This is a genomic window from Cytobacillus solani (assembly GCF_001420595.1).
Lineage (GTDB): Bacteria > Bacillota > Bacilli > Bacillales > Cytobacillaceae > Cytobacillus > Cytobacillus solani.
This window is the reverse complement of sequence record NZ_LJIX01000006.1, coordinates 1,434,857-1,457,370: the sequence shown is the minus strand read 5'-3', so window position 1 is coordinate 1,457,370 and position 22,514 is coordinate 1,434,857. Positions and strand designations below refer to the sequence as shown.

At 36.5% G+C, this 22,514-nt stretch carries 21 protein-coding genes and 1 other annotated feature; of the genes, 6 read left to right on the top strand and 15 right to left on the bottom strand.

Annotation, left to right across the window (positions count from 1 at the left end):
• Positions 1-75 precede the first annotated feature (75 nt).
• Complete coding sequence (locus tag AN957_RS08970) at positions 76-447, bottom strand: UPF0738 family protein (RefSeq protein ID WP_056683561.1); 372 nt, start codon at positions 445-447, stop codon at positions 76-78.
• A gap of 124 nt (positions 448-571) precedes the next feature.
• On the opposite strand from AN957_RS08970, the gene AN957_RS08965 reads away from it, so the two are divergent.
• The 4 genes from AN957_RS08965 (at position 572) to AN957_RS08950 (ending at position 3,421) form a co-directional block, all read left to right on the top strand.
• A complete protein-coding gene (locus AN957_RS08965) occupies positions 572-1,159 on the top strand; it encodes a CYTH domain-containing protein (RefSeq protein WP_056683558.1) in 588 nt (195 codons plus the stop codon).
• Between the two features lie 18 nt (positions 1,160-1,177).
• On the top strand, positions 1,178-1,816 hold the full coding sequence (locus AN957_RS08960; RefSeq protein ID WP_053475266.1) for a lytic transglycosylase domain-containing protein: 639 nt from the start codon (positions 1,178-1,180) through the stop codon (positions 1,814-1,816).
• 313 nt (positions 1,817-2,129) lie between these two features.
• Positions 2,130-2,537: a globin domain-containing protein gene (locus AN957_RS08955; RefSeq protein WP_056683555.1), complete on the top strand. Its 408-nt coding sequence runs from the start codon at positions 2,130-2,132 to the stop codon at positions 2,535-2,537.
• A complete protein-coding gene (locus AN957_RS08950; RefSeq protein WP_053475264.1) occupies positions 2,534-3,421 on the top strand; it encodes a ClpXP adapter SpxH family protein in 888 nt (295 codons plus the stop codon). Before AN957_RS08955 ends, AN957_RS08950 begins: the two co-directional genes overlap by 4 nt.
• A 643-nt stretch (positions 3,422-4,064) precedes the next feature.
• Here the strand turns inward: AN957_RS08950 and pepF are convergent.
• From pepF to AN957_RS08915, 6 genes are all read right to left on the bottom strand, one after another.
• Positions 4,065-5,882: an oligoendopeptidase F gene (gene pepF / locus AN957_RS08940; protein ID WP_056683549.1), complete on the bottom strand. Its 1,818-nt coding sequence runs from the start codon at positions 5,880-5,882 to the stop codon at positions 4,065-4,067.
• Between the two features lie 132 nt (positions 5,883-6,014).
• Positions 6,015-7,211: a competence protein CoiA gene (locus AN957_RS08935; RefSeq protein ID WP_056683546.1), complete on the bottom strand. Its 1,197-nt coding sequence runs from the start codon at positions 7,209-7,211 to the stop codon at positions 6,015-6,017.
• A gap of 95 nt (positions 7,212-7,306) precedes the next feature.
• The gene (gene cls / locus AN957_RS08930) at positions 7,307-8,824 is read right to left on the bottom strand and encodes a cardiolipin synthase (RefSeq protein WP_053475260.1); all 1,518 of its coding nucleotides are present in this window, start codon (positions 8,822-8,824) and stop codon (positions 7,307-7,309) included.
• 83 nt (positions 8,825-8,907) lie between these two features.
• Positions 8,908-9,570: an adaptor protein MecA gene (mecA, locus tag AN957_RS08925; RefSeq protein ID WP_053475259.1), complete on the bottom strand. Its 663-nt coding sequence runs from the start codon at positions 9,568-9,570 to the stop codon at positions 8,908-8,910.
• Positions 9,571-9,962: 392 nt separating this feature from the next.
• A complete protein-coding gene (spxA, locus tag AN957_RS08920) occupies positions 9,963-10,358 on the bottom strand; it encodes a transcriptional regulator SpxA (RefSeq protein WP_053475258.1) in 396 nt (131 codons plus the stop codon).
• 338 nt (positions 10,359-10,696) lie between these two features.
• A complete protein-coding gene (locus AN957_RS08915; RefSeq protein WP_056683543.1) occupies positions 10,697-11,272 on the bottom strand; it encodes a GNAT family N-acetyltransferase in 576 nt (191 codons plus the stop codon).
• A 184-nt stretch (positions 11,273-11,456) separates the two neighbouring features.
• Here AN957_RS08915 and AN957_RS08910 point away from each other — a divergent pair, with 184 nt between their 5' ends.
• Complete coding sequence (locus AN957_RS08910) at positions 11,457-11,642, top strand: hypothetical protein (protein ID WP_053475256.1); 186 nt, start codon at positions 11,457-11,459, stop codon at positions 11,640-11,642.
• A gap of 207 nt (positions 11,643-11,849) precedes the next feature.
• Here AN957_RS08910 and AN957_RS08905 read toward each other — a convergent pair whose 3' ends face one another.
• The 5 genes from AN957_RS08905 to AN957_RS08885 form a co-directional block, all read right to left on the bottom strand.
• Positions 11,850-12,785 carry an ABC transporter ATP-binding protein gene (locus AN957_RS08905; RefSeq protein ID WP_053475255.1) on the bottom strand — a complete coding sequence of 312 codons (936 nt, stop codon included), beginning with the start codon at positions 12,783-12,785 and terminating at the stop codon, positions 11,850-11,852.
• Positions 12,786-12,787: 2 nt separating this feature from the next.
• Positions 12,788-13,855, bottom strand: coding sequence for an ABC transporter ATP-binding protein (locus AN957_RS08900; RefSeq protein WP_053475254.1), 1,068 nt, complete (start codon positions 13,853-13,855; stop codon positions 12,788-12,790).
• Between the two features lie 139 nt (positions 13,856-13,994).
• Positions 13,995-14,912: an ABC transporter permease gene (locus AN957_RS08895; RefSeq protein WP_053475253.1), complete on the bottom strand. Its 918-nt coding sequence runs from the start codon at positions 14,910-14,912 to the stop codon at positions 13,995-13,997.
• Positions 14,913-15,848, bottom strand: coding sequence for an ABC transporter permease (locus AN957_RS08890; RefSeq protein ID WP_053475252.1), 936 nt, complete (start codon positions 15,846-15,848; stop codon positions 14,913-14,915).
• A gap of 216 nt (positions 15,849-16,064) precedes the next feature.
• Positions 16,065-17,711, bottom strand: coding sequence for a peptide ABC transporter substrate-binding protein (locus AN957_RS08885; RefSeq protein ID WP_053475251.1), 1,647 nt, complete (start codon positions 17,709-17,711; stop codon positions 16,065-16,067).
• A 574-nt stretch (positions 17,712-18,285) separates the two neighbouring features.
• Positions 18,286-18,502 (top strand) — a binding site (T-box leader).
• 133 nt (positions 18,503-18,635) lie between these two features.
• Between AN957_RS08885 and trpS the strand changes: the two genes are divergently transcribed.
• Positions 18,636-19,625, top strand: coding sequence for a tryptophan--tRNA ligase (gene trpS, locus AN957_RS08880; RefSeq protein WP_056683540.1), 990 nt, complete (start codon positions 18,636-18,638; stop codon positions 19,623-19,625).
• Between the two features lie 30 nt (positions 19,626-19,655).
• Here the strand turns inward: trpS and AN957_RS08875 are convergent, their stop codons facing one another.
• From AN957_RS08875 to AN957_RS08865, 3 genes are all read right to left on the bottom strand, one after another.
• Positions 19,656-20,402, bottom strand: a complete 747-nt coding sequence (locus tag AN957_RS08875) for a YjbA family protein (protein ID WP_056683537.1) — start codon at positions 20,400-20,402, stop codon at positions 19,656-19,658.
• A gap of 164 nt (positions 20,403-20,566) precedes the next feature.
• On the bottom strand, positions 20,567-21,481 hold the full coding sequence (gene opp4C, locus AN957_RS08870) for an oligopeptide ABC transporter permease (RefSeq protein WP_056683535.1): 915 nt from the start codon (positions 21,479-21,481) through the stop codon (positions 20,567-20,569).
• A gap of 12 nt (positions 21,482-21,493) precedes the next feature.
• Positions 21,494-22,444, bottom strand: a complete 951-nt coding sequence (locus tag AN957_RS08865; RefSeq protein ID WP_056683532.1) for an ABC transporter permease — start codon at positions 22,442-22,444, stop codon at positions 21,494-21,496.
• Positions 22,445-22,514 lie beyond the last annotated feature (70 nt).

Below are 22,514 nucleotides of genomic sequence, written 5' to 3'. Positions count from 1 at the left end.
AAACACACCACCTTATCCATTTTATATTTATGTAAGATAGCCTGAAAAATTAGGCTTGGGTGGATGATCTAAATTTTATACAAATAGTGCTTCGACTTTTTCTACCATTACTTCCCCGTAATTGCTATTCCCTTTAATATTTTCAATTAAGTAGCTTAGTTCTTCGTGAAAATCTGTTAAAAGCAACTGTTCATTTTGGTCAGTTATGTATATTGCTGTACAATTCTCAAGCGCATTTTTAAGCTTAGGCCACGTTGACTCAGGAATGGAAATATAGGTATATTCGTCATCCTTATCAACAACATATATAAAAGCCAATTGGTCAGAATCAACAAGCATTTGTCCCATTGGCTTCATTTCCAAAATCGAAGCCCCTTCTTCAACATGCAATACCAATTCCTCATTTTTATTCCATTCAGCATTGATAATTTTAATTTTCTTTTTCATTTTTTCTACCTCCAAACTCTTTTATTATTCTATCACACGGTGAGAAATAATCTAAAAAAAAATTGCTGATAAATGAGAAGAAAGCGATAATAAGATGATGACTGATTGAAAGGATGAATAATCTTTGTCTCAAAATATTGAAATTGAATTTAAAAACTTACTTACGAAACAAGAATTTGAAAGGCTAGTCAACCATTTTAGATTGAATGATACTGACTTTTTCACACAGGAAAATCATTATTTTGATACACCCGATTTTGCTTTAAAGGAACAAGCTTCCGCCCTCCGTATCCGAAAAAAAGAAGAGAAATATGAACTAACATTAAAACAGCCCTATCAGGATGCTCTCCTAGAAACAAATGAATCAATTGAACCTTTAGCTGCGGAAAAAATATTCGAAACAGGAAAGATTATGAATGAGACAATTATTAAGCTAATCAAAGAGATGAATGTCGATCCTGATAGGATTCAATATTTTGGCTCATTAACAACAAAAAGAGCTGAAGTGGAATATGAGAATGGACTAGTCGTTATAGACAATAGTTTCTATTTAAATATAGAAGATTTTGAGTTAGAATATGAAGTAAGCAACAGAAAAGACGGTCAGAAGAAGTTCTCCGCCTTGCTTGAACAATTAAAAATCCCTGTTCGAAAGACAGAAAACAAAATTAAACGTTTTTATAACATAAAGTATATGCAGTATAACGATTGATAAAGGAGAAAGTATTTTATGAACGTAGAGCAGTTGAAAGTTATGCTTGAATTACAAGCATTGAAGGGTTTTAATAGCTCCCAATCAGGGACTGATTCAAATACAATGTTTCAAGATCTTCTTACTGAATTATTAGCAGATTCAAGCCTATCTTCGGCTGATCCATCTTACAATCAGCAAGGAACAGTTGCATCATTACAATCTTATTTGAATACTTCATTTTCTCCGTTAGCAGGTACAGCATTACCGCCTGTCAATCTAACAAAGTTTTCCGGATCTAATAAGAACTTTAATGAAATTATTGAAAAGGCTGCAGCACTTTATAACATTCCCGAAAAACTGCTGCATTCTGTTATTAAGCAGGAATCAAACTTTAATCCGAATGCAGTTAGCTATGCTGGTGCATCTGGTCTTATGCAATTAATGCCTGACACAGCAAGAGGATTAGGCGTCAAAAATGTATTTGATCCTCAGGAAAATGTATTTGGCGGTGCCAAGTACTTGCGCCAAATGTTAAACAAGTATGATGAGAATATTGAATTAGCACTAGCTGCCTACAATGCTGGACCTGGTAATGTAGATAAATATGGGGGTATCCCTCCATTTAAAGAAACTCAAAATTATGTACAAAAAATCAAATCTCACTTTCTCGCATAAAGGGAAACTTCAATACGTGGGGTCCATCCCCACTGAATTTACAAGCTGTAGCCTACTTTAGTTTTCCTCAATTCCTAAAGTGGGAGTCATACAGTCCGTTAAATTTCGATATTACAATTATATTCAAAAGCCGTCTAAAGAAAGGACGGTTTTTGCATGTAAAGAATGCCATCGTGAACCATACACTCTTAAAAAACATGTATAAATTGCCATTGTAAGCTATTTATTTGAGATATAAAGCACTCATTGATAGAATAAAGGTAATTCAACAGAGGTATGGAATGTCTTGCATTCCATAAAAAGGAGTATTAGTATGGTCGAGAAAATGAATACACCTTTCGATATCATCGGTGCGGATAAGCTTCACAAGCTTGTTGAGGCTTTTTATAATCGCGTTGGGCAGCACCCAGATCTTATTCCCATTTTCCCTAATAATCTTACAGAAACAGCTAGAAAACAAAAGCAATTTTTAACTCAATATTTAGGTGGCCCCCCCTTATATACAGCAGAACATGGACATCCTATGCTCCGTGCCAGGCACATGCCTTTTGAAATAACTGAAACAAGGGCGAAGGCTTGGCTGTCATGCATGAATGAAGCAATGGATGAAGTTGAACTCTTTGAACCAATAAGAGAAGATTTCTATGCACGACTCTTTTTAACTGCACAGCATATGGTTAATACATCTGAAAACGATATGATGAAAGGTGAGAACTTGTGAACAATCAGGAATCATTCAAATCAAAGTCGTCATCTCCTCACTGTCATGGCAATGAGAAGAAGCCGCTTGAATTGTACATGTTCATTGATCCTCTTTGTCCAGAGTGCTGGGCACTTGAACCAATTATTAAAAAACTAATGATTGAATACGGTCGTTACTTTTCCATTAAACATGTATTAAGCGGCAGGTTAGCGACATTAAATATGGCAAGAAAGCAAAACTATGAGAGTATGGCTGATCTTTGGGAAAAGACAGCAAGTCGAACAGGAATGTCATGTGATGGCAATCTATGGCTCGAGAATCCAATTTCTTCTCCACATCTTGCCTCCATTGCGATTAAAGCTGCCGAGCTTCAAGGAAGAAGAGCCGGCATCCGTTTTTTACGAAAGCTGCAAGAAGTTTTGTTTTTAGAAAAACAAAATGTTTCGAACTTAGATATTTTAACAAAGTGTGCAAAAACAGTTGGACTTGATGTCGATGAATTTATTTCTGATATTCATTCAGAAAGTGCATCAAGAGCCCTCCAATGTGATTTGAAAATCACTTCCGAAATGGAAGTTCAGGAAATTCCTACTCTTGTCTTCTTTAATGAACATATCGAGGAAGAAGGAATTAAGATTACTGGAAATTACCCATATGAAGTGTATGAACAAATCTTAGAGGAAATGTTAATGAAGAAGCCAGAACGATCTGTGCTTCCGCCGTTAGAGGTATTTTTACAATATTTTAAATTTGTCGCATCACAGGAGATTGCTGTTGTCTATAACCTAACAGTCAATGAAGTGGAAAAAGAAATGAAAAAGCTGCAATTAAAGCAAGTAGTTGAACAAATTCCCGTTAAATACGGAATGTTTTGGAAGTATAACGAATTAAATCAACCCTGACCTTATAAATCAGATATATATATATTATTTTCTTCAGAAAAAGACCATGCCTTCGTCAGCATGGTCTTTTTTCTTTTTTATCGAACAAAGGGGATGGGAGAAATTTTTCACGGCCCAAACAAAGGGGTTAATGTTTGTTTGTGATCAACTTCATGTCATTACTATATCATTTTAATTTTTCATCGACAATAAGTTTGTGTGTTTCTTCACAAGATTGTCAAATCCATCGCATAATTCATGGACAAGCGCATACAATGTCATTAAACAGGACACTTCATTTTTGAGAGGAAGAGTGCAGGTGAAAATGAAAAAGCTTACGATAGCCATGTTGATACTATTTATTCTTTTCTCCTTAGGACTAAATATTCTTGGCCTCATGAAACTATTTCCAATTTATATTAGTTCTCCTATCCTTTTTTTATCTGTATTTATTTTAATTACCTTTATTAACGATCGAAAAAAATTCAGGGGTTTTTAGAAATTGAAAAGCGAAGGCGACTGTACAGCCCTGACTAGCATAAGCCGAGCTGGATGGAAGGTCGTTCTTAAACCTTCTAGCCTGCTTGGCTTATAACCTCGAGGAGTAGGAGCCACAGCTAGACAAAAAAGGAGAACGGAAGCAATCCGTTCTCCTTTTGTCCATTTAACCTAGCAGGTTTTCCATTTCAATTAATTTTTCCTCAAATACTTTACATGCATCCTCAATTGGTTTTGAGCTGTTCATATCTACTCCTGCTTTCTTTAATACCTCAATTGGGTAATCGGAGCTACCTGCTTTAAGAAATTCGATATATCGCTCTACCGCTGGGTTGCCTTCTTCTAAAATTTGTTTGCTTAGTGCTGTCGCTGCACTGAAGCCAGTTGCATACTGATAAACATAGTAATTGTAATAGAAATGCGGGATTCGAGACCACTCTAATCCAATTTCCTCATCAATAACAAGATCCTCTTCACCAAAATACTTCTTATTCAGCTCATAATATTCCTTTGTTAATGATTCAGCGGTTAACGCTTCATTATTTTGTACCTTCTGATAAATGAGATGCTCAAATTCTGCAAACATCGTTTGACGGAATACTGTTCCTCTAAAGCCTTCTAAATAATGATTTAGCAAGAATAAACGCTTCTTCTCATCATCGATCGTCTTCAGCAAATAATCATTAAGGAGCGATTCATTGCATGTGGACGCAACTTCAGCAACAAAAATCGAATAGTTTCCATACGGGTACGGCTGAGATTTCCTTGTATAGTAACTATGAACAGAATGGCCAAATTCATGTGCAAGGGTAAACAGATTGTTCACATTGTCCTGCCAGTTCATCAAAATATATGGGTTAGTTCCGTATGTTCCGGATGAGTAGGCACCGCTCCGCTTCCCTTTATTTTCATGGACATCCACCCAGCGATTATCAAAGCCTTCTTTTAGGACATTTAGATAGTCGTCCCCTAAAGGTGCTAATCCTTTTAATATTAATTCCTTTGCTTCATCATATTTCACTTCCATTTTCACATCTTTTACAAGAGGTGTATATAGGTCGTACATATGAAGCTCTTCTAAACCAAGTACTTTTTTACGCAGCTTGACATAGCGGTGTAATAGGTGAAGGTTATCGTTCACTGTTTTTACAAGATTATCATAGACAGATTCAGGAATATTATTAGCTGCAAGTGCGGCATGACGGGCAGAATCATAATTTCTTACTTTGGCATTAAAATTATTTGTTTTCACATTTCCGCTTAATGTACTTGCAAATGTATTGCGGAACTTGCCATATGTGTCATAGACAGCTTTGAACGCATCATGTCTTACTCGCTGATCATCGCTTTCAAGAAAGCGGATATAGCGCCCATGAGTAATCTCCACTTCCTCCCCATTTTCATCTGTAATAGACGGGAACTCAAGATCTGCATTATTTAGCATGCCGAACGTATTGCTTGATGCACCAAATACTTCAGAAGCTTGTGCAAGTAGACTTTCCGCCTCAGCAGATAAAACATGTGGACGCTGAAGATTAATTTCTTCCAACGAATGCTTGTAAACTTTCAGCTCTTCCTTTTCCTCTAAAAAGGCATTAATTTTCCCCTCATCAACAGCAAGTAGTTCTGGAACAATATAGGCAAGACTGCTTGCTGCTTTGGAGTATAAGCCTTTAATCCGGTCATCCATCCCCTGATAAAAGGAATTTGTTGTATCTTGGTCATAGCGCATATGTGCATATGTATAAAGCTTTGAGAGACGTTCTAAGAGGTGATCCTGATATTGAAGGGCTTCATACAATTGATTTGCACTTTCACCAAGTTTCCCTTGATACTGGCTTGCTTCTGGTACTAGAGCTTCTACTTCCTTGTATTCTTTATCCCATGCATCATCACTAGCAAAAATATCCTCCAGTTTCCATGTATCCTCTACAGAGATTTCACTTCTATTCGGAAGTTTTTTAACTGCTGTTTCGTTAGCCATTTTCTTATCCTCCATTCAACATTTCGTCATTCGAAAAAAATCCTCATTTGTTTATTTCTATCCTTACGTACAAAATCCTCCTTTTAATAGAAATTCACCTCCTCCTATTGTATTCAAAAGAGACGATTTCCATTATTGTAACTTATTTAAGTGTTTATAGATTATTTTTCCATATTCCTGATAAAAATCCGTTTGCATTTTTTCCTGCTCCACATAGGTTTCAGCATATCGATTCCTTACTACTTGAAAATAATAATGATCAACCACCTTCAAATAATTTACTTTAACAAGCAGTTGGATATACTCTTTAACAGCTTCTAAATCATTGCCCTTTTTTACTAAAGGAAGCGTTCTAATTTGAATATCCCCTTTTTGCATTCTTTTTCTAAAAACATGAACAACTTCCTTCATTGAAAATGGCCGTCGATGGTGAAAAACATCCATTAATAAATAGCTTTGCCACTTTAGGACAGATGTTTCAATAAAAGGTGCATTGGTAACAGGAAGGCCGATTTCTGGTGGTAAAAGGGCTGGAATGAGGGAGTGTTTGTATAAATCCTGGAGGAATTTATTCTGAGAGGTTCCATATAGGGGACTAATATTTTTTTCCTTTCTGATTTCAATTTGCCAATCATTAAGTCTAACTTGTTGTTTCCAGCTCGGCTTCAGCAAATCGATTAATTGAGCCTTATCCAGATCAATGATCGAAAATTTCGTAATGACATTTTTCACTGTAACAGGAAGAATGGAATGTAGGGTAATGAGGGTTTTGGTGTCAGGACAGAAGGACGGCATATGCCATTGCTCTGTAGAAGATTTAGAGAGAAATAAATAATCAAAGCTTGATAATGCTGCTTTATTGCTTCCTTTTCGTTTTATATTTTTTCCGGATATGATCCAAATCGGGGTTATGTTTGCTTGTAAATAGTTATTTGTTCTTTTCACAAATAATTCTTCTGGAATGACTGAACATTGGTATTCGATTGCATATTGGACATCTTCATAAACAAAACTAATATCTGGCCGCTGGGAAATTTCTTGCCTGTAAGGCTCAAGTATCGGCTTCAAACCTAATGAATCCAACCATTTATACAAGAGAAGTTTTCCTCTTAAATGGTAGTCTGATTCTCTCTCATAGCTTTCAGCACACACACTTCCAGCTTTATGAGCAAAATGAGCAATCCTTTTCGAACCGATTTTTAAAATCACCTGTTCGCCACATTCCGGGCAAAAGAAAATCTCCTTTCTTCTTATTTCCTTTAGCATTTCTTGGTTATGCTTCTCAGCCAAACTAACCCATTCGCCCTGTCTCGTCTTTGAAACAAGCAAAATCTCATCTCCTTTCTTTTATTATTTATTCATTCGACGAGAAATGACAAATACCTTTTAATTATTAAAAAACCTAGCCCAAAATGGACTAGGTTCTATAAAAACGGGGATAGCAATCTTGATGTTGATTCAATCATACGGTATCCAATATGTCTTCGCTTAAATTTATTAATATCTATTTTCCTTGAATTTTTCAGGTCATTTATATATTCTTTTACAAGCTTTTGGGTACTTCTTGTTCGATATAAAAATGCATTTACTTCAAAATTCAAATGAAAACTTCTCATATCCATATTAGATGTACCGATGGATGCCAATTCCTCATCAACAATGACAATTTTACTATGCATGAAGCCTTTTTTATATTCATATATTTTCACGCCTGCCTCCAGCAGCTCTGGAAAATAAGATCTTGAAGCATAGAATACAATTTTCTTATCTGGCCTTTGCGGCATAAGCAAACGAACATCAATTCCACTTAGTGCGGCTACCTTTAAAGCAGAAAAAATATCTTCATCCGGAATAAAATATGGAGAGGCAATCCATACTGATTTTTCTGCAGAAGTAATCATGGAAAAGAAGATATTTTTGATGACGCTCCATTCATTATCTGGTCCCCCAGCAACTAATTGAACCCCGCCATGAATATTCTCTTCCAATACAGGGGACAAATAGTCAGCAGATAAAATGTTTTGATTCGTCATATAATACCAATCCTGCAGAAAAATCAATTGAAGGCTTCTAACAGCTTCCCCTTTCATCATCATATGGGTATCACGCCAGAAACCAAAGCTCTCAACGCGACCTAAATATTCATCCCCAATATTCAACCCGCCAACAAAGCCGATACTTCCATCGATCACGATAATTTTACGATGATTGCGGAAATTAATCTTACTGTTTAGGAAAGGCAACCGGACGGGACCAAATGGAATCATTTCCACTCCAGCCTGCCTAAGTTCGGAAATGTATTTTTTGGATAATTGCAAAGACCCAACGGCATCAAATAGGAATCTTACCTTCACCCCTTCTTTTACCTTTTGAATGAGAATCTCCTTTATTTCCTGACCAATATGATCATGACGGACGATATAATATTCCAAATGGATATGGTGAGTGGCACTTTTTAATGACTCCAATATTTCATGGAACGTTTCGTCTCCATTTGTAAGCACTTGCGTTTGGGTAGCGAATGATATAGGACTATGTCCTAAGTTCTGTGCTAGATAGAATAATTTCCGCTGATGATCTGCCAATTGCTTAATTTTCTCTTCATTAATCAGATCATGTTCGCCTTCAAATCGTAAAAATGCCTGCTTATCAAGAATATATTTTTGTCTAAACATTTTCTCTTTTTTATAATTTCGGCCGAATAAAAGATAAAAGATAAATCCGACTAACGGAAAGCTGCCTAAAACAACTAACCAAGTTAATGTTTGTGCGGGATGACGATTTTCTAGGAAGATGACGAAAGCAATAAAAATTACTGACATCGACATTAATAAACTTATATAGCCTAAATATCCGCCTGATGGATTTACATAGAGATCATATACAAAAATAAATCCAACTAAAAGGCTAATAAATAAACCGATTCTTACTGTATTTTTCACCTTTGCACCTACTATCAACAATTCTTTCTTTTTCTATTTTCGCAAAAAAACCCGATTTCAAAAATTGAAATCGGCTTTTCTAATTAAAAATACTTTCTTATTTGTTCAAACACGTTTTCATCCATAATTTGAGTCCCGTATTCTTCTATAAAATGAATGGTTCTCTGTGTTTCAAGACCGTATTCCAATAGAATTGATAATAAATTATCAATATCTTCTTCTTCAAATTCCTCTTCAGGAAATTCAACAAATAAATAATATTTACCTTCAAAAGAGTATAATTTCGTAGGAATGTTGTCTAGTCCTCCACGTTTGGAAAGGGAGATAAGATCTTCAAAATCGGCGAACGTTAGAAGAAAGTCTAGATTTTCTTCGTAGTCTAATTCACTTTCTTCCATATTCGGATTAAAATGCTGGTCTAGAAGATCTTCAATCCGCTCGTCTACTGGAAGATGATTTAACTTTTCATCAGATACAGGAAGCTCTAGCTTTTGACCATCTTTAGAAAGCTGTGCTTTTGTAACTAAAATTTCTAAGCCCTTATCTAGTGCTTGAACTTGAATCCATAGCGGACCTTCTACAGAAAATTCTTCTTCCTGGTGAACTTCATCCATCATTTCCCAAAAAAGCTCTTCGCTTCGTTCACGATTATACCATATCTCATCGCGTTCAAAGCCTCTTTCTTCTATATCAACGTATGAAATATAAAATTTAACTGTATGATCGTTAATACGCTCGATTTCCATATTGCAACTCTCCCTTCTGGAAATTGTTACTGCCTCTATAGTAAAGAGAAGCACTTGAAGGGAATATTCCCCCATATATACGTTTGTTAATTCTCATTCCGATATACGGTTATCCCTTTATAAGAAGGTAATTGATATTGCACCTTGTACATTTATTTTATGACAAAAAGAGTATAAAGGGAATGAAAATGTCACAACTTTATAAAAACCATTATATGCCCATATAATTTCTTGTATTTTATCAAAGTTTCAGCTCTTTCACAAATTAAAAACTTATCTAAAATTAAAAAGACCTTCCATCCGCAGAAAGAAGGCCTATTTTATACTAGATAGAAAGTAATCTTATTACTTAAGAAAACAATCTAGATAAATTAAGCTAAGCTATTTAGTTACTAATTGACTAAGCGCTGTGCCTCACGAAGCTGAAATGTACGAACTTTTCTTGGAAGGAATCGTCTAATTTCATCCTCATTATATCCAACCTGCAAACGTTTTTCATCAAGAATGATTGGGCGACGAAGCAAACCTGGATTTTCCTTAATTAACTCAAAAAGGTTTTGCAATGGCATTGCCTCTAAGTTCACATCAAGTTTTTGAAATATTTTTGAACGTGTTGAAATAATCTCATCTGTTCCATCTTCAGTCATGCGAAGAATTTCTTTAATTTCCTCAATCGAAAGTGGTTCTGAAAAAATATTTCTTTCTTTATAAGGGATATCATGCTCTTCCAGCCATGATTTTGCTTTTCTGCAAGATGTACAACTTGGTGAAGTGTATAATGTGACCATTTTACAATTTCACTCCTTTATTATTGACATATCAAATCACAATATATAGAATTTGGTTTGTTTATGAATGAACATACGAGCTAATCTTAAATTAAAATTACTTTAATTAAGTAATTTATATTGAGTATTATACACCAGATCCAGCTAATTTGGTATATGTTTTTCAATTATCGAGAAGCTGTCCCATTATCATGATTCAAATGTTCATTTTGTAATCCTATAATATAAGACGAATGAGGAGATGAAAAGTTTCATTTTTTTCATAAAAATTTTTAACTTTCTCAAGCAGGTTGATAAATGCAAACACAGCCATTCAAGAGAACAGCTGTGAGAGAGTCTTAGATTTCATCTAATATATTATTTGTATCTTTATCTTCTTCGAAAGTCAGTACTTCATCAACAGGCTGATACGATTCTCCATAAAAATGGGTATCACGATACGTATGAATCATTTCATATGTTTTTTGCATAGCGCTAAAAACTAGTCCTTCACTTTCATTATTCGGTGCCCAATAGAGAATTTCCATTTCATTGATTTCCTTTGTTGCGAGTGAACGTCTTCTGTAACCAATCGAACTCGCATGTTCAAACCCTTCTTTCTTGTAAAAGCGCAGCCTTTTTTCCGTGTCTGTATCCTCATAATCAACTGGCTCCACCTCCAAAATAATTGGTTTTTGCTTTTTCTTAAGCATCTCTAATAGCTTATGGCCAAGTCCCTGTCCTCGTGATTCTTTAGATACGTACAAGTAATCAATAAATACAAAATTATCAAGCTCTGCATACATGAGAACATGATAGGGTCCTTCATCCTTATGATATATGTCAGGACGATCCTTTAAAAGTGTCTCCATATGCTCTTTTGATTTCATTTCTTCTACAGGAAAATATTGATTTAGCTTTTCATACCAATTCATGTTTCGGCTCCTTTTTTGTCAGTAATTTACATCTTAATAATTTAACATACGAAAAATTCATAATCAAATGAGCGAATCATTATTTTCCCCTTTAAATACTTGGGAACATCTACTACAATAAGAGTAGAGGTTATACATTCTTAATCCAGATGAATGCTGTAAAATAGAATGATGGGGGTTTATCATGGGAGGATACATATTCGATTTAACAGTTGTTGCTCTACTTATAATTGGATTAACTGCTACATTAGGTGTTCTTACGAATGGGATAGGCGAAAAGCTCTTCAGTGGAAAAAAAGGGTCTGAATTTGTTGATCAATCTTTAAAGATTCAGACTGGCTGGAAGCAAGTTGGAGGAAAAAGGAAATAGATTGTTTGGAGATGCTACTGTCCGTTAGCATCTCTTTTTTAGTCTATAAAATAGAAAAGCGGAGCAGACTGTACAGCCCCGACAAGCATTAGACAAGCTGGATGGAAGGTCGTTCTTAAATCTGCTAGCAAACTTGACTTAGACAAAAGAGGGGTTAGGAGCAGCAGTTAGACAAAAAAAACGATCTCACTCAAGAGATCGCTTCTTTTATTTCACATATTGCGCTTTAAAGGTTTGTGCTTCCTTTTCAGAACAATAAACATAATGACCCGGTACTATTTCGCGCATTTCAACTTGTTCCTTATCGCTATAATTATGAACTTTCGGATCATAAGACACACGCTTACGTGTACGCTCCGTATCTGGATCTGGAAGTGGAATAGCTGATAACAATGATTGTGTATATAGGTGCATTGGATTGTTATATAAATCTTCAGCCGAAGCAAGTTCAACTAACTTTCCGAAATACATTACACCGATACGATCACTAATATATTTTACCATTGAAAGGTCATGGGCAATAAATAAATATGTTAGACCTTTTTCACGTTGCAGCTTTTTCATTAAGTTGACAACCTGTGCCTGAATGGATACATCAAGTGCTGAAATTGGCTCATCGGCAATAATGAAATCTGGATCCACCGCTAGTGCACGGGCAATCCCAATACGCTGTCTTTGACCGCCTGAAAATTCATGCGGATAACGGTTAGCATGTTCCTTATTTAACCCAACAGTTTCTAACAGTTCATAAACCTTTTCAATCCGTTCTTTCTTATCTTTTGCAAGTCCATGAATATCAATGCCCTCGGCAATAATATCTGCAACAGTCATTCTTGGATTTAGAGAGGCATAAGGATCTTGGAAAATCATTTGCATTTTTCGATTGAATTTCTTCAGTTCCTTTGCTGATTTTTTTCCGTGAACGTCTTCTCCATTGAAAAGGACTTGACCATCCGTTGCATCGTAAAGGCGTATAATCGTACGGCCGGTAGTAGATTTTCCACATCCGGATTCGCCTACAAGACCAAGTGTTTCACCTTTATATATATCAAACGTAATTCCATCAACAGCTTTTACTGTATTGCCTTTGCCAACATTAAAATGCTGCTTTAAATTCTTAATTTCTAATAATTTTTCAGCCATGTTTATTTACCCTCCTTCATAAGGACAGCTTGATCAAATGTAGAGGATAATTGACGCATGCGCTTTTTCACAGCTTCTGGCGGCTCAACCTTTGGTGCATCTGGATGGAGAAGCCAAGTTTTTGCAAAATGAGTTTCAGAGATTTGATACATCGGTGGTTCTTCTTCAAAATCAATGGCAAGTGCATATTGATTTCTAGCTGCAAACGCATCGCCCTTAGGGGGGTTAGTTAAATCTGGTGGTGTACCAGGAATTGCAGCAAGATCTGCCTTATTATCATTATCCAAACTAGGCATGGAAGCTAATAATCCCCATGTGTAAGGATGACGCGGATCATAGAAAATTTCATCGACCGTACCCATCTCAACAATTTGTCCTGCATACATTACTGCTACACGGTCAGCAACGTTTGCAACAACACCAAGGTCATGAGTAATGAAAATAATCGATGTGTCCATTTTGCTTTGTAAATCTTTCATTAAGTCAAGAATTTGTGCCTGAATAGTAACATCCAATGCGGTTGTAGGCTCATCAGCAATTAAGAGCTTAGGATTGGCTGCAAGCGCAATCGCAATCATTGCACGCTGCCTCATACCACCTGAAAACTCATGCGGATATTGATTGACACGTCTTTCTGGCATTGGAATACCAACTAGATTAAGCAGTTCCACTGCACGTGTTTTTGCGGCTTGCTTAGACATATTTTGATGCTTAATTAAGCCTTCCATAATTTGAGTCCCGATTTTCATAGTTGGGTTCAAAGAAGTCATCGGATCTTGGAAGATCATGCTGATTTCTTTTCCACGAATTTTTTCCATTTGTTTTTCTGTTTTAGGAACAATATCGTCTCCGTTGAAAAGAATTTGACCGCCTGTAATTTTGCCAGGTGGCATTGGTATTAATTTCATAATCGTCTGGGAGGTCACACTCTTACCAGACCCTGATTCACCAACAATGGCTAGTGTCTCTCCTTTATGAAGGTCAAAGCTTACTCCACGAACCGCTTTTACTGATCCTCCATATGTTTGGAATGAGACTTCTAAATCTTTTACTTCAAGTATTTTTTCCATATTCTCACTCCCTTTTCAAGCTACGGCGTCTAGGGTCTCGAGGGCTTAAGTCAATCTGTCAGGAAGAAGAAAGAACAGTCTTCATGTCAGCTTGCTTTAAGCTTGTCGCCCCTAACCAAGCCGCCTCCGCATTCCATCATTATTTGCGAAGTCTTGGGTCTAATGCGTCACGTAAGCCATCTCCAACAACATTAAACGCAAAAATCGTTAAACTGATAAAGATAGCAGGGAAAAATAGACGCCATGGATAATATCGGATAGCTGGCAACCCATCGTTTGCCATTGTTCCCCAGCTGGCAAGCGGCGGTGTTAAACCTAACCCGATAAAGCTTAAGAATGCTTCCGTGAAAATGGCATTTGGAATTGTTAATGTCATCGTAACAAGAATTGGTGCCATTGAGTTTGGAATTAAGTGTTTTGCCATAATTCGACTCGTATTTGCACCGAGTGTTTTTGCTGCTAGTACATACTCTTGACTCTTTAATGATAATACCTGTCCGCGAACAATCCGAGCCATATTGATCCATCCTGTGATGGTCATTGCTAGAATCATTGTCCCTAATCCTTGTCCAAGGACGACCATTAATAAGATTACTAATAGTAGGTAAGGAACTCCGTAAAGAACGTCTGCAAAACGCATCATCATTTCGTCTGTACGGCCGCCTTTATAGCCTGAGATACCGCCCCATAATACACCGATGAATAAATCGATCAGTGCAGCAGCAACCCCAATAAAGATCGAAATTCGTGCACCTTCCCAAGTACGGGCGAAAACATCACGTCCAAGATCATCTGTACCAAACCAGTGCTCAGAAGATGGTTCTTGGTTTTTATTCGTTAAATCATTCGTTGCATAATCATATTCAGTCATATATGGTCCAAAGATTGCCATAAAGATTAATATAGCTAATAATACTAATCCAAACATAGCAAGCTTGTTTTTTCGGAATCGGATAAATACGTCTTTCCAGAACGAAAGACTTGGTTTTGAAATTTTTTCAGCTTCTGAAATTTTAGTACCAACGAGTTGAAATTTATCTTTCGAAATCTGCATAATTTACTCTCCTTTCTTCCCACCAGCAAGTTTGATGCGCGGGTCGATGATTCCGTATGCTATGTCAACAAGGAGAATAGATGCGAGCAATATAATACTATAGAACACGGTCACACCCATAATAACCGTATAATCACGGTTGGTAATACTAGTAACAAAGTGAGCACCTAATCCAGGGATACCAAAGATTCTTTCAATAACGAAACTTCCTGTTAAAATCCCTGCAGTTAATGGCCCCATATACGTTACGACAGGTAAAAGTGCATTACGGATCGCGTGCTTTACAGTAATAACCCCTTGGCTAAGACCTTTTGCCTTCGCTGTTTTGATATAATCATTGCTCATTACTTCTAACATACTTGAACGTGTTAAACGGGCAATAAATGCCATCGGTGTTGAAGCTAATGCCAGTGCTGGCAGAATGGTATGCATAAATGTTTCAAAACGTGCTACAGGGAAGATCCCCATTTTAATCGCAAGAAAATATTGTAAAAAGGTTGCCATAATAAAGGATGGTACCGAAATACCCGCTACTGCAATAATCATTGCCGTGTAATCCTGCCATTTATTATGCTTTAGTGCAGCAATAATTCCTAAAATGAGACCAAAAGCAACTGCTAGTAAAATTGCTTCCATACCAAGAATGAATGATACAGGAAAACCTTCACTAATTAGATCATTAACCGTTTGGCTTTTATACTTAAATGACGGACCAAAATCCCATTTCACTACCTTTAATAAATAGTCCCCGTATTGTGCGTACCAAGGCTTATCCAAGCCATAATGAGCATTCAGATTCGCTTCAATTTCGGGAGGCAGCTGTTTCTCAGATGTAAATGGGTTTCCCGGTGCAATGCGCATGAAGAAAAACGTCGCTGTAATGATCAACCAAAGTGAGATGAGCATGTACAGTAAGCGCTTTCCAATATATTTTGCCATTGACAAACACCTCCTATTTAATACGAAAAGCATAGAGCACACAATAATTGACAACTAGCATAAGTCAATTCCTTACAAAAGGTGTACTTTCCTTTGGAAAGGAATTAGCTTATGCACTCGAGCCATTGTCGCTCAGTGCTAGACAGTTTCTCTAAAGCCGAAACGAAGGTATACGGGTCATTAGTGTCCCATATACCTTTCGTTTATTAGCTATTTTTATTCAAAATGTGCCCATTTGTACTGAACATCACCAAGACCAGAAACAACTACATCTTTTAAGTTCTCAGCTTGTACCCAGTTGTTTGTATAGAAATAGATTGGTAATACTGGCATATCTTCCATGAATATTGCTTCAGCATCTTTTAACATTTGTTGACGAGCATCATGATCGCCTTCAGTTGCAGATTTAGCAAGTAAATCTTGGAATTCTTTGCTTTCCCAACCTGTATCGTTGTTACCGCCTTCAGCGTCACGGTACATTTCTAGGAAGTTAATTGCATCGTTAAAGTCACCTAACCAGCCCATACGAGCTACTTGATAATCTAATGAATGTACTTTATCTAGGTAAACAGCCCACTCTTGGTTTTCAAGAGTTACTTCAATACCAAGGTTTTTCTTCCACATATCTTGGATTGCTTGAGCAATCTTTTGGTGTGCCTCAGATGTGTTGTAAGAAAGCACGATAGCTGGAAGCTCAGAAGCTTCTTTGTAACCAAGCTCTTCTAACCCTTTTTGTAAAAATTCTTTTGCTTTTTCAACGTCATTATCAGGGAAGTATCCTTTTTCGTTTTCAGGGAACATTGACGGCGGTACGATACCCATAGCCGGTAATTGCTCACCTTGTAGAATATTGTCAATTACTTCTTGACGGTTGATTGCATGTGCTAAAGCTTTACGAATATTTACGTTTGCTGTTGGTCCTTCAGTTGTATTGAACTTATAGTTGTAAATACCTGCAATTGATTTAGTAACTAAACGGCCTTCATCTTTAAGTGCTTGCATTGCATCAGTTGGAAGTGCGCCAGTTGGAGCACCAGCCCAATCAAGCTCGCCATTATCAAACATAGATAATTCTGTATTTGGATCGTTAATCATAATCATTTCAATGTTAGTTAATTTTACAGTGTCTGCATCCCAATATTTTTCATTCTTTTCAAGAAGAATTTTATCGCTGTGAGACCATTCAGTCATAACGAAAGGACCGTTAGATGTATAGTTTTCACCAGCATCGTTAGCCCAATCAGGATTTGCTTCAGCAATTTTGCTGTTGATTGGCAGATAAGTATAGAATGCTGTTAATTCTAAGAAGAATGGAGTTGGGTTTGCTAATGTAACTTCAAGTGTTTTGTCATCTTTTGCAACAACACCTACAGCATCAAGAGATCCACCGTTAAGGTTTGCATCCTCAGCACCTTGAATATAATAAAGCTGATATGCATACTCTGATTGGTTATTTGGATCTAATGCCCATTTCCAAGCATATTCAAAATCTTTAGCAGTTACAGGGTCACCATTAGACCAAGTTGCATCACGTAAAGTGAACGTGTAAACTTTTTGGTCTTCGGAAATGTCAATTTTTTCTGCTGCTGCTTCATGAGGTTGTCCATCTTCACCAATACGTGTTAACCCTTCGAATGTTTGACGAAGAACCGTACCGGAAGTAGCATCTTTCGCTAATCCTGGGTGTAAAGAAGGTGGTTCAGTGTTAATATTAACACTTAATTCTTGCGGAACATCAGATTTTCCAGCGTCTTTGTCGCCGCCCTTTTCGCCGCTGCCCGTATCGCCTTTGCCGCCACAAGCTGCAAGGAACATGCTAAGAACTAGCAACATACTAAAAAAGATCGATAGTCTTTTTTTCACGGATGAAACCCCCTATATATATTTACCCAAACGTTCTCTACATTTTTCTCTACGAAATACAACTGTACGCTCCAGGTATATTACTCAAATAGTCTGTAAATTTAGAGTGAAAAAATAAGCAGACTATCTGCAAGTAATTCAAAAAGCAAGTTTTCTCGCCTCTATGCAAATACGATATTGTACATGCTTTTTAACAAGCGGCAACTTACTCTTATACTACTATAATAAATACCCCGAAATTCGAGTTGTTATTTTTTCGTAAAACTTGTAACAATTTCGTAAAGAATTCGTTTGTTAGGTTTATTATAAATAGTTTAAAAATTTATTGCAAGTAGGTTTTCTCTGTTATATATCAATCTAGTAATCCTAATTTTATAAAAATACTTATAAAATAAGTGTTTCATAGACCTTAAAAAAATTTTTGATTTCGCCAATTTTCGAGTTTTTTTGCATATTTTTGAATAATAATTTAAAAAAATTCGGTTTAATTTTGTGATAAATTTACTATCTTTTTTTTATGAAAATCTTGATTTTCATACCCATTTACTATAATATTACACTTAATATAATAAAAGCAATGGCAATGATAAAGAGTAGTACATTTATTTTTGGTTCCTAGAGAGCTTGTGGTGGGTGCAAACAAGTAACCAAGTAAATCGAATGGACTTTTGAGCCTTCTGTCAAAGACGTACCCTCACGTTATAGGGGTTCCATGTATATCATATGCATGGTTTCGAGTGACTCAAATACTTGAGTAATTAGGGTGGCAACGCGGACCATTCGTCCCTATTTTTTTAGGGCGAATGGTCTTATTTGTGTTTATTTTCTGTCAACCATGTTCAACTTATATGAAAGAAACACTTCTTTTACCCGATCGTCCATTTATTAAATGCCTTTATCAGCCAACAATTAGGAGGAAAGTTAATGAAAACTATATTTTCTGGCATCCAGCCAAGCGGAACTATTACACTTGGTAATTATATTGGTGCCCTTAAGCAATTCGTTGAATTACAAAATGAATATAATTGTTATTTTTGTATTGTCGACCAGCATGCCATCACTGTTCCGCAGGACAAACTTGAATTGAGAAAAAACATCCGCAGCCTTGCAGCACTATATTTAGCTGTTGGGATTGATCCTGAAAAGGCAACTCTCTTTATTCAGTCTGAGGTTCCTGCTCATGCTCAAGCCGGATGGATGATGCAATGTATTTCATATATCGGTGAGCTCGAAAGAATGACCCAATTTAAAGATAAATCTGCGGGCAAAGATGCTGTTTCAGCAGCTCTTTTAACTTACCCGCCATTAATGGTTGCTGACATTTTGTTATATAATACAGATCTCGTACCCGTGGGTGAAGATCAAAAGCAGCATATTGAATTAACACGTGATTTGGCAGAAAGATTCAATAAAAAGTATAACGACATCTTTACAATTCCTGACGTACGCATTCCTAAAGTTGGCGCCCGAATTATGTCCCTCCAAGAGCCAACAAAGAAAATGAGCAAATCTGATCCTAACACAAAAGCGTCTATTCGCTTGCTCGATGATCTAAAGCAAATTGAGAAGAAAATTAAAAGTGCTGTAACAGATTCGGAAGGCATTGTAAAATATGATAAAGAAAACAAACCAGGTGTTTCTAACCTTCTATCTATTTATTCGATTTTCTCAGGAAAAGAGATTAGTGAAATTGAAAAGATGTATGAAGGAAAAGGTTATGGAGATTTTAAAGCTGATTTAGCAGAAGTAGTTATAAATGAAATCAAACCAATTCAAGATAAATATACAGAACTTATGCAGTCAAGTGAACTTGATGAAATCCTTGACCGAGGTGCTGAAAAAGCGCAAGCAGTTGCAAATAAAATGCTGAAAAAGATGGAAAATGCGATGGGGTTGGGGAGAAAACGGAGGTAATTAAAAAAGGAGCTAATTTTAGCTCCTTTTTTAATTTACTTTCGGTCCATGCTCCATTTCCCATAATTTCTCAAAAAATGGCTGACCTTTTATTAGGTTTTCACAAAATTGTTCATGCTTGCTTGTCCATCCGTATTTACTCTGATCGAATAAATGAAGCCAAGCCTCTTCAAAATCCATTTGTTGAATTTCATTATAAAATTCTGGACTCCATTCCGTATACCAATAACGCACTTCTGCAACATTTTTTGAAGAATACAATTGATCAAGTGCCATAAACATTAATTGTTTTAACTGTCTTTCTTTTCTTGTTAATCCATTCATAAGCTCTGGTGAAGGTGAAAGAATATGAAAGTCTTTTAATATCCTTTGATCATTGAAAGAATAAGTAATTTCATCATGATTTTCTAGCATTTCATAAGCAAGCTGTTCTTGCCGTGGAATTAACCTGCTCTTCCGAATCGGAATATTATAACCAATCGTATCAACTGCTAATATTCCTACTCCATCAGATACAACGAAACAATATTCCAGTTGAACACGTTCATGGTTTTTTCGCAAATAAGCTTTTTGATAGATGTCATCTAAAAGTTGTTTAGGAAGCTCTGATAAATCATTTTCAATGTAATTAAATAAAATGGGATCAATTTTTATTAGTGGCACTTGATCAAGTAATTCTACACCGTCGTCTTTACGCCATTCATGAAAGTGACAAACATTATAGCCATTTTCTTCACCTTCAAACCAGTTCACCCAAACATCATGAAGATATAACATCTTTTAACCCCCACTTCAACAAACTATTTGTCATTAAGTATGGGCAGTCAGCAGTAAAATTATTCCTACATTAGTAGATGGATATTTACTTATCAACTTTAACAAATGTTTACAAAAAAAAGCCTCCATGAATGAATTGACTTCAGGAGACTTTTTTCTTTATTTTAATCTAAAGATTTAGGATCTAATGCGTCACGGAGACCATCACCAATAAAATTGAAGGAAAGAACTGTTAGTAAAATGAGCAATCCTGGGAAGAACGGATACCATGGCGCGGTTAACATAACCGTGTAGTTTTGTGCATCCTGAAGCATATTCCCCCAGGTCGGTGTAGGTGGTGAAATCCCTAGCCCAAAATAACTTAGGGCTGCTTCTGCTAAGATAACTCCACCGATTAGCAAGGTTGCTGATACAATGATTGGGCCCATTGCATTCGGTAAAATGTGACTGAAAATAATCTTGTAAGACTTTGTTCCAATCGTTTTCGAAGCAAGGACAAATTCTCTTGATCTTAGAGTCAAAAATTCTCCCCTCACTAGACGTGCTGTGCTTGTCCAGCTTGTTAATGCAAAAATAAGGATAAGATTTCCTACACTCGGTTTAAAAATTGTTACGATTGTTATTAAAAGAAAGAAACTAGGTATAGAAATTACGATATCAACAACCCTCATGAGAATTGCATCAATGATCCCACCGTAGTACCCAGCAAGTGCTCCAAATGAAACTCCAATAATTAAAGCACCTAACACTGCTCCAAAGCCAACAAGTAAAGAAACTCGTCCACCATAGAGTAGTCTTGTAAATATGTCCCTGCCATAACGGTCCGTTCCAAGCCAGTATTCACTACTCGGCGGTTTAAGCTTGTCTATTAAATTTTGCTGTTCATAACTGTACGGCGCAATGAGCGGAGCGAATACTGCGGCCATTATTATAATGAACAATAAAATTGACCCTATTACAGCAAGTTTATTTTTGAAAAATTTCCGAAAAAATATTCTCGTTAATGTATCGGGTTTTTCCTTTAAATGGGGGTTTAGTTGTAATTCTTCTTGTGAAATTTCCACATTGCTTTGTGACATAGCTACCCCTCCTTAATATTCAATACGCGGATCAAATATCGCGTATAAAATATCTGCTAATAGATTTCCAATAACTACAAAGATGGCTGAAACAACAGTTAATGCCATTATAACTGGGTAGTCCCTCTGAAAAGCAGAGTCAATGAATAAAGAACCGATCCCTGGCCATGCAAATATTTTTTCAGTAATCGCAGCTCCACCAATAAAAGAAGGAAGCATTAATCCGAATAAAGTAACAATCGGAATCATTCCATTCCTTAAACCATGCTTCAGAACAACTTTCTTCTCTTTAAAGCCTTTTGACAATGCGGTCCGGATATAATCCTGCTTTAACACGTCCAGCATCGAGGATCGTGTATAACGTGTTAATGCAGCCATATCTGCTGTTGCTAGAACGATTGCAGGTAGGATTAAATGATGAATACGATCCCAAATACTAAACGGCGCATTCAATGTTGCTACCCCCCCTGTTGGGAACCAGGCAAATTTGACAGAAAAAAACATGATTAGCATTAACCCAAACCAGAAGCCTGGAGTTGCAATTCCTAAGAAAGAACCTACCGTTACTGTATAATCGAGTTTGGAATAGGGTCGCATCGCAGAATATATCCCAAAAGGAATTGCAATTAACGCTGCTAACAATGTTGACACAACCATTAATAATAACGTATTTGGCAGCCTGTTCATGATGAGCTCACTTACAGGAACCCCGCGCTTGATTAATGAGTTTCCAAAATCACCTTTCACCATATTGCCGAGCCATTTGAAATATTGAACATGCACAGGATCATTCAATCCATATTTCTCTTCAAACTTCTCTCGATCTGAAGGTTTCATAGTAGGGTCCATTAGCATAGATACCGGTCCGCCTGGTGCTGCCTTTATAATCGCAAAAGATAATATGGTAATTCCTAATAACAAGGGAATAGCCATTAATGTTCGCCGAAAAATATATGAGGCCATCGTCTATTCTCCCTCTCAATGTATTCATTTTATTCGAAATACATGGCTAACAAAGATAACCAGTAGAATT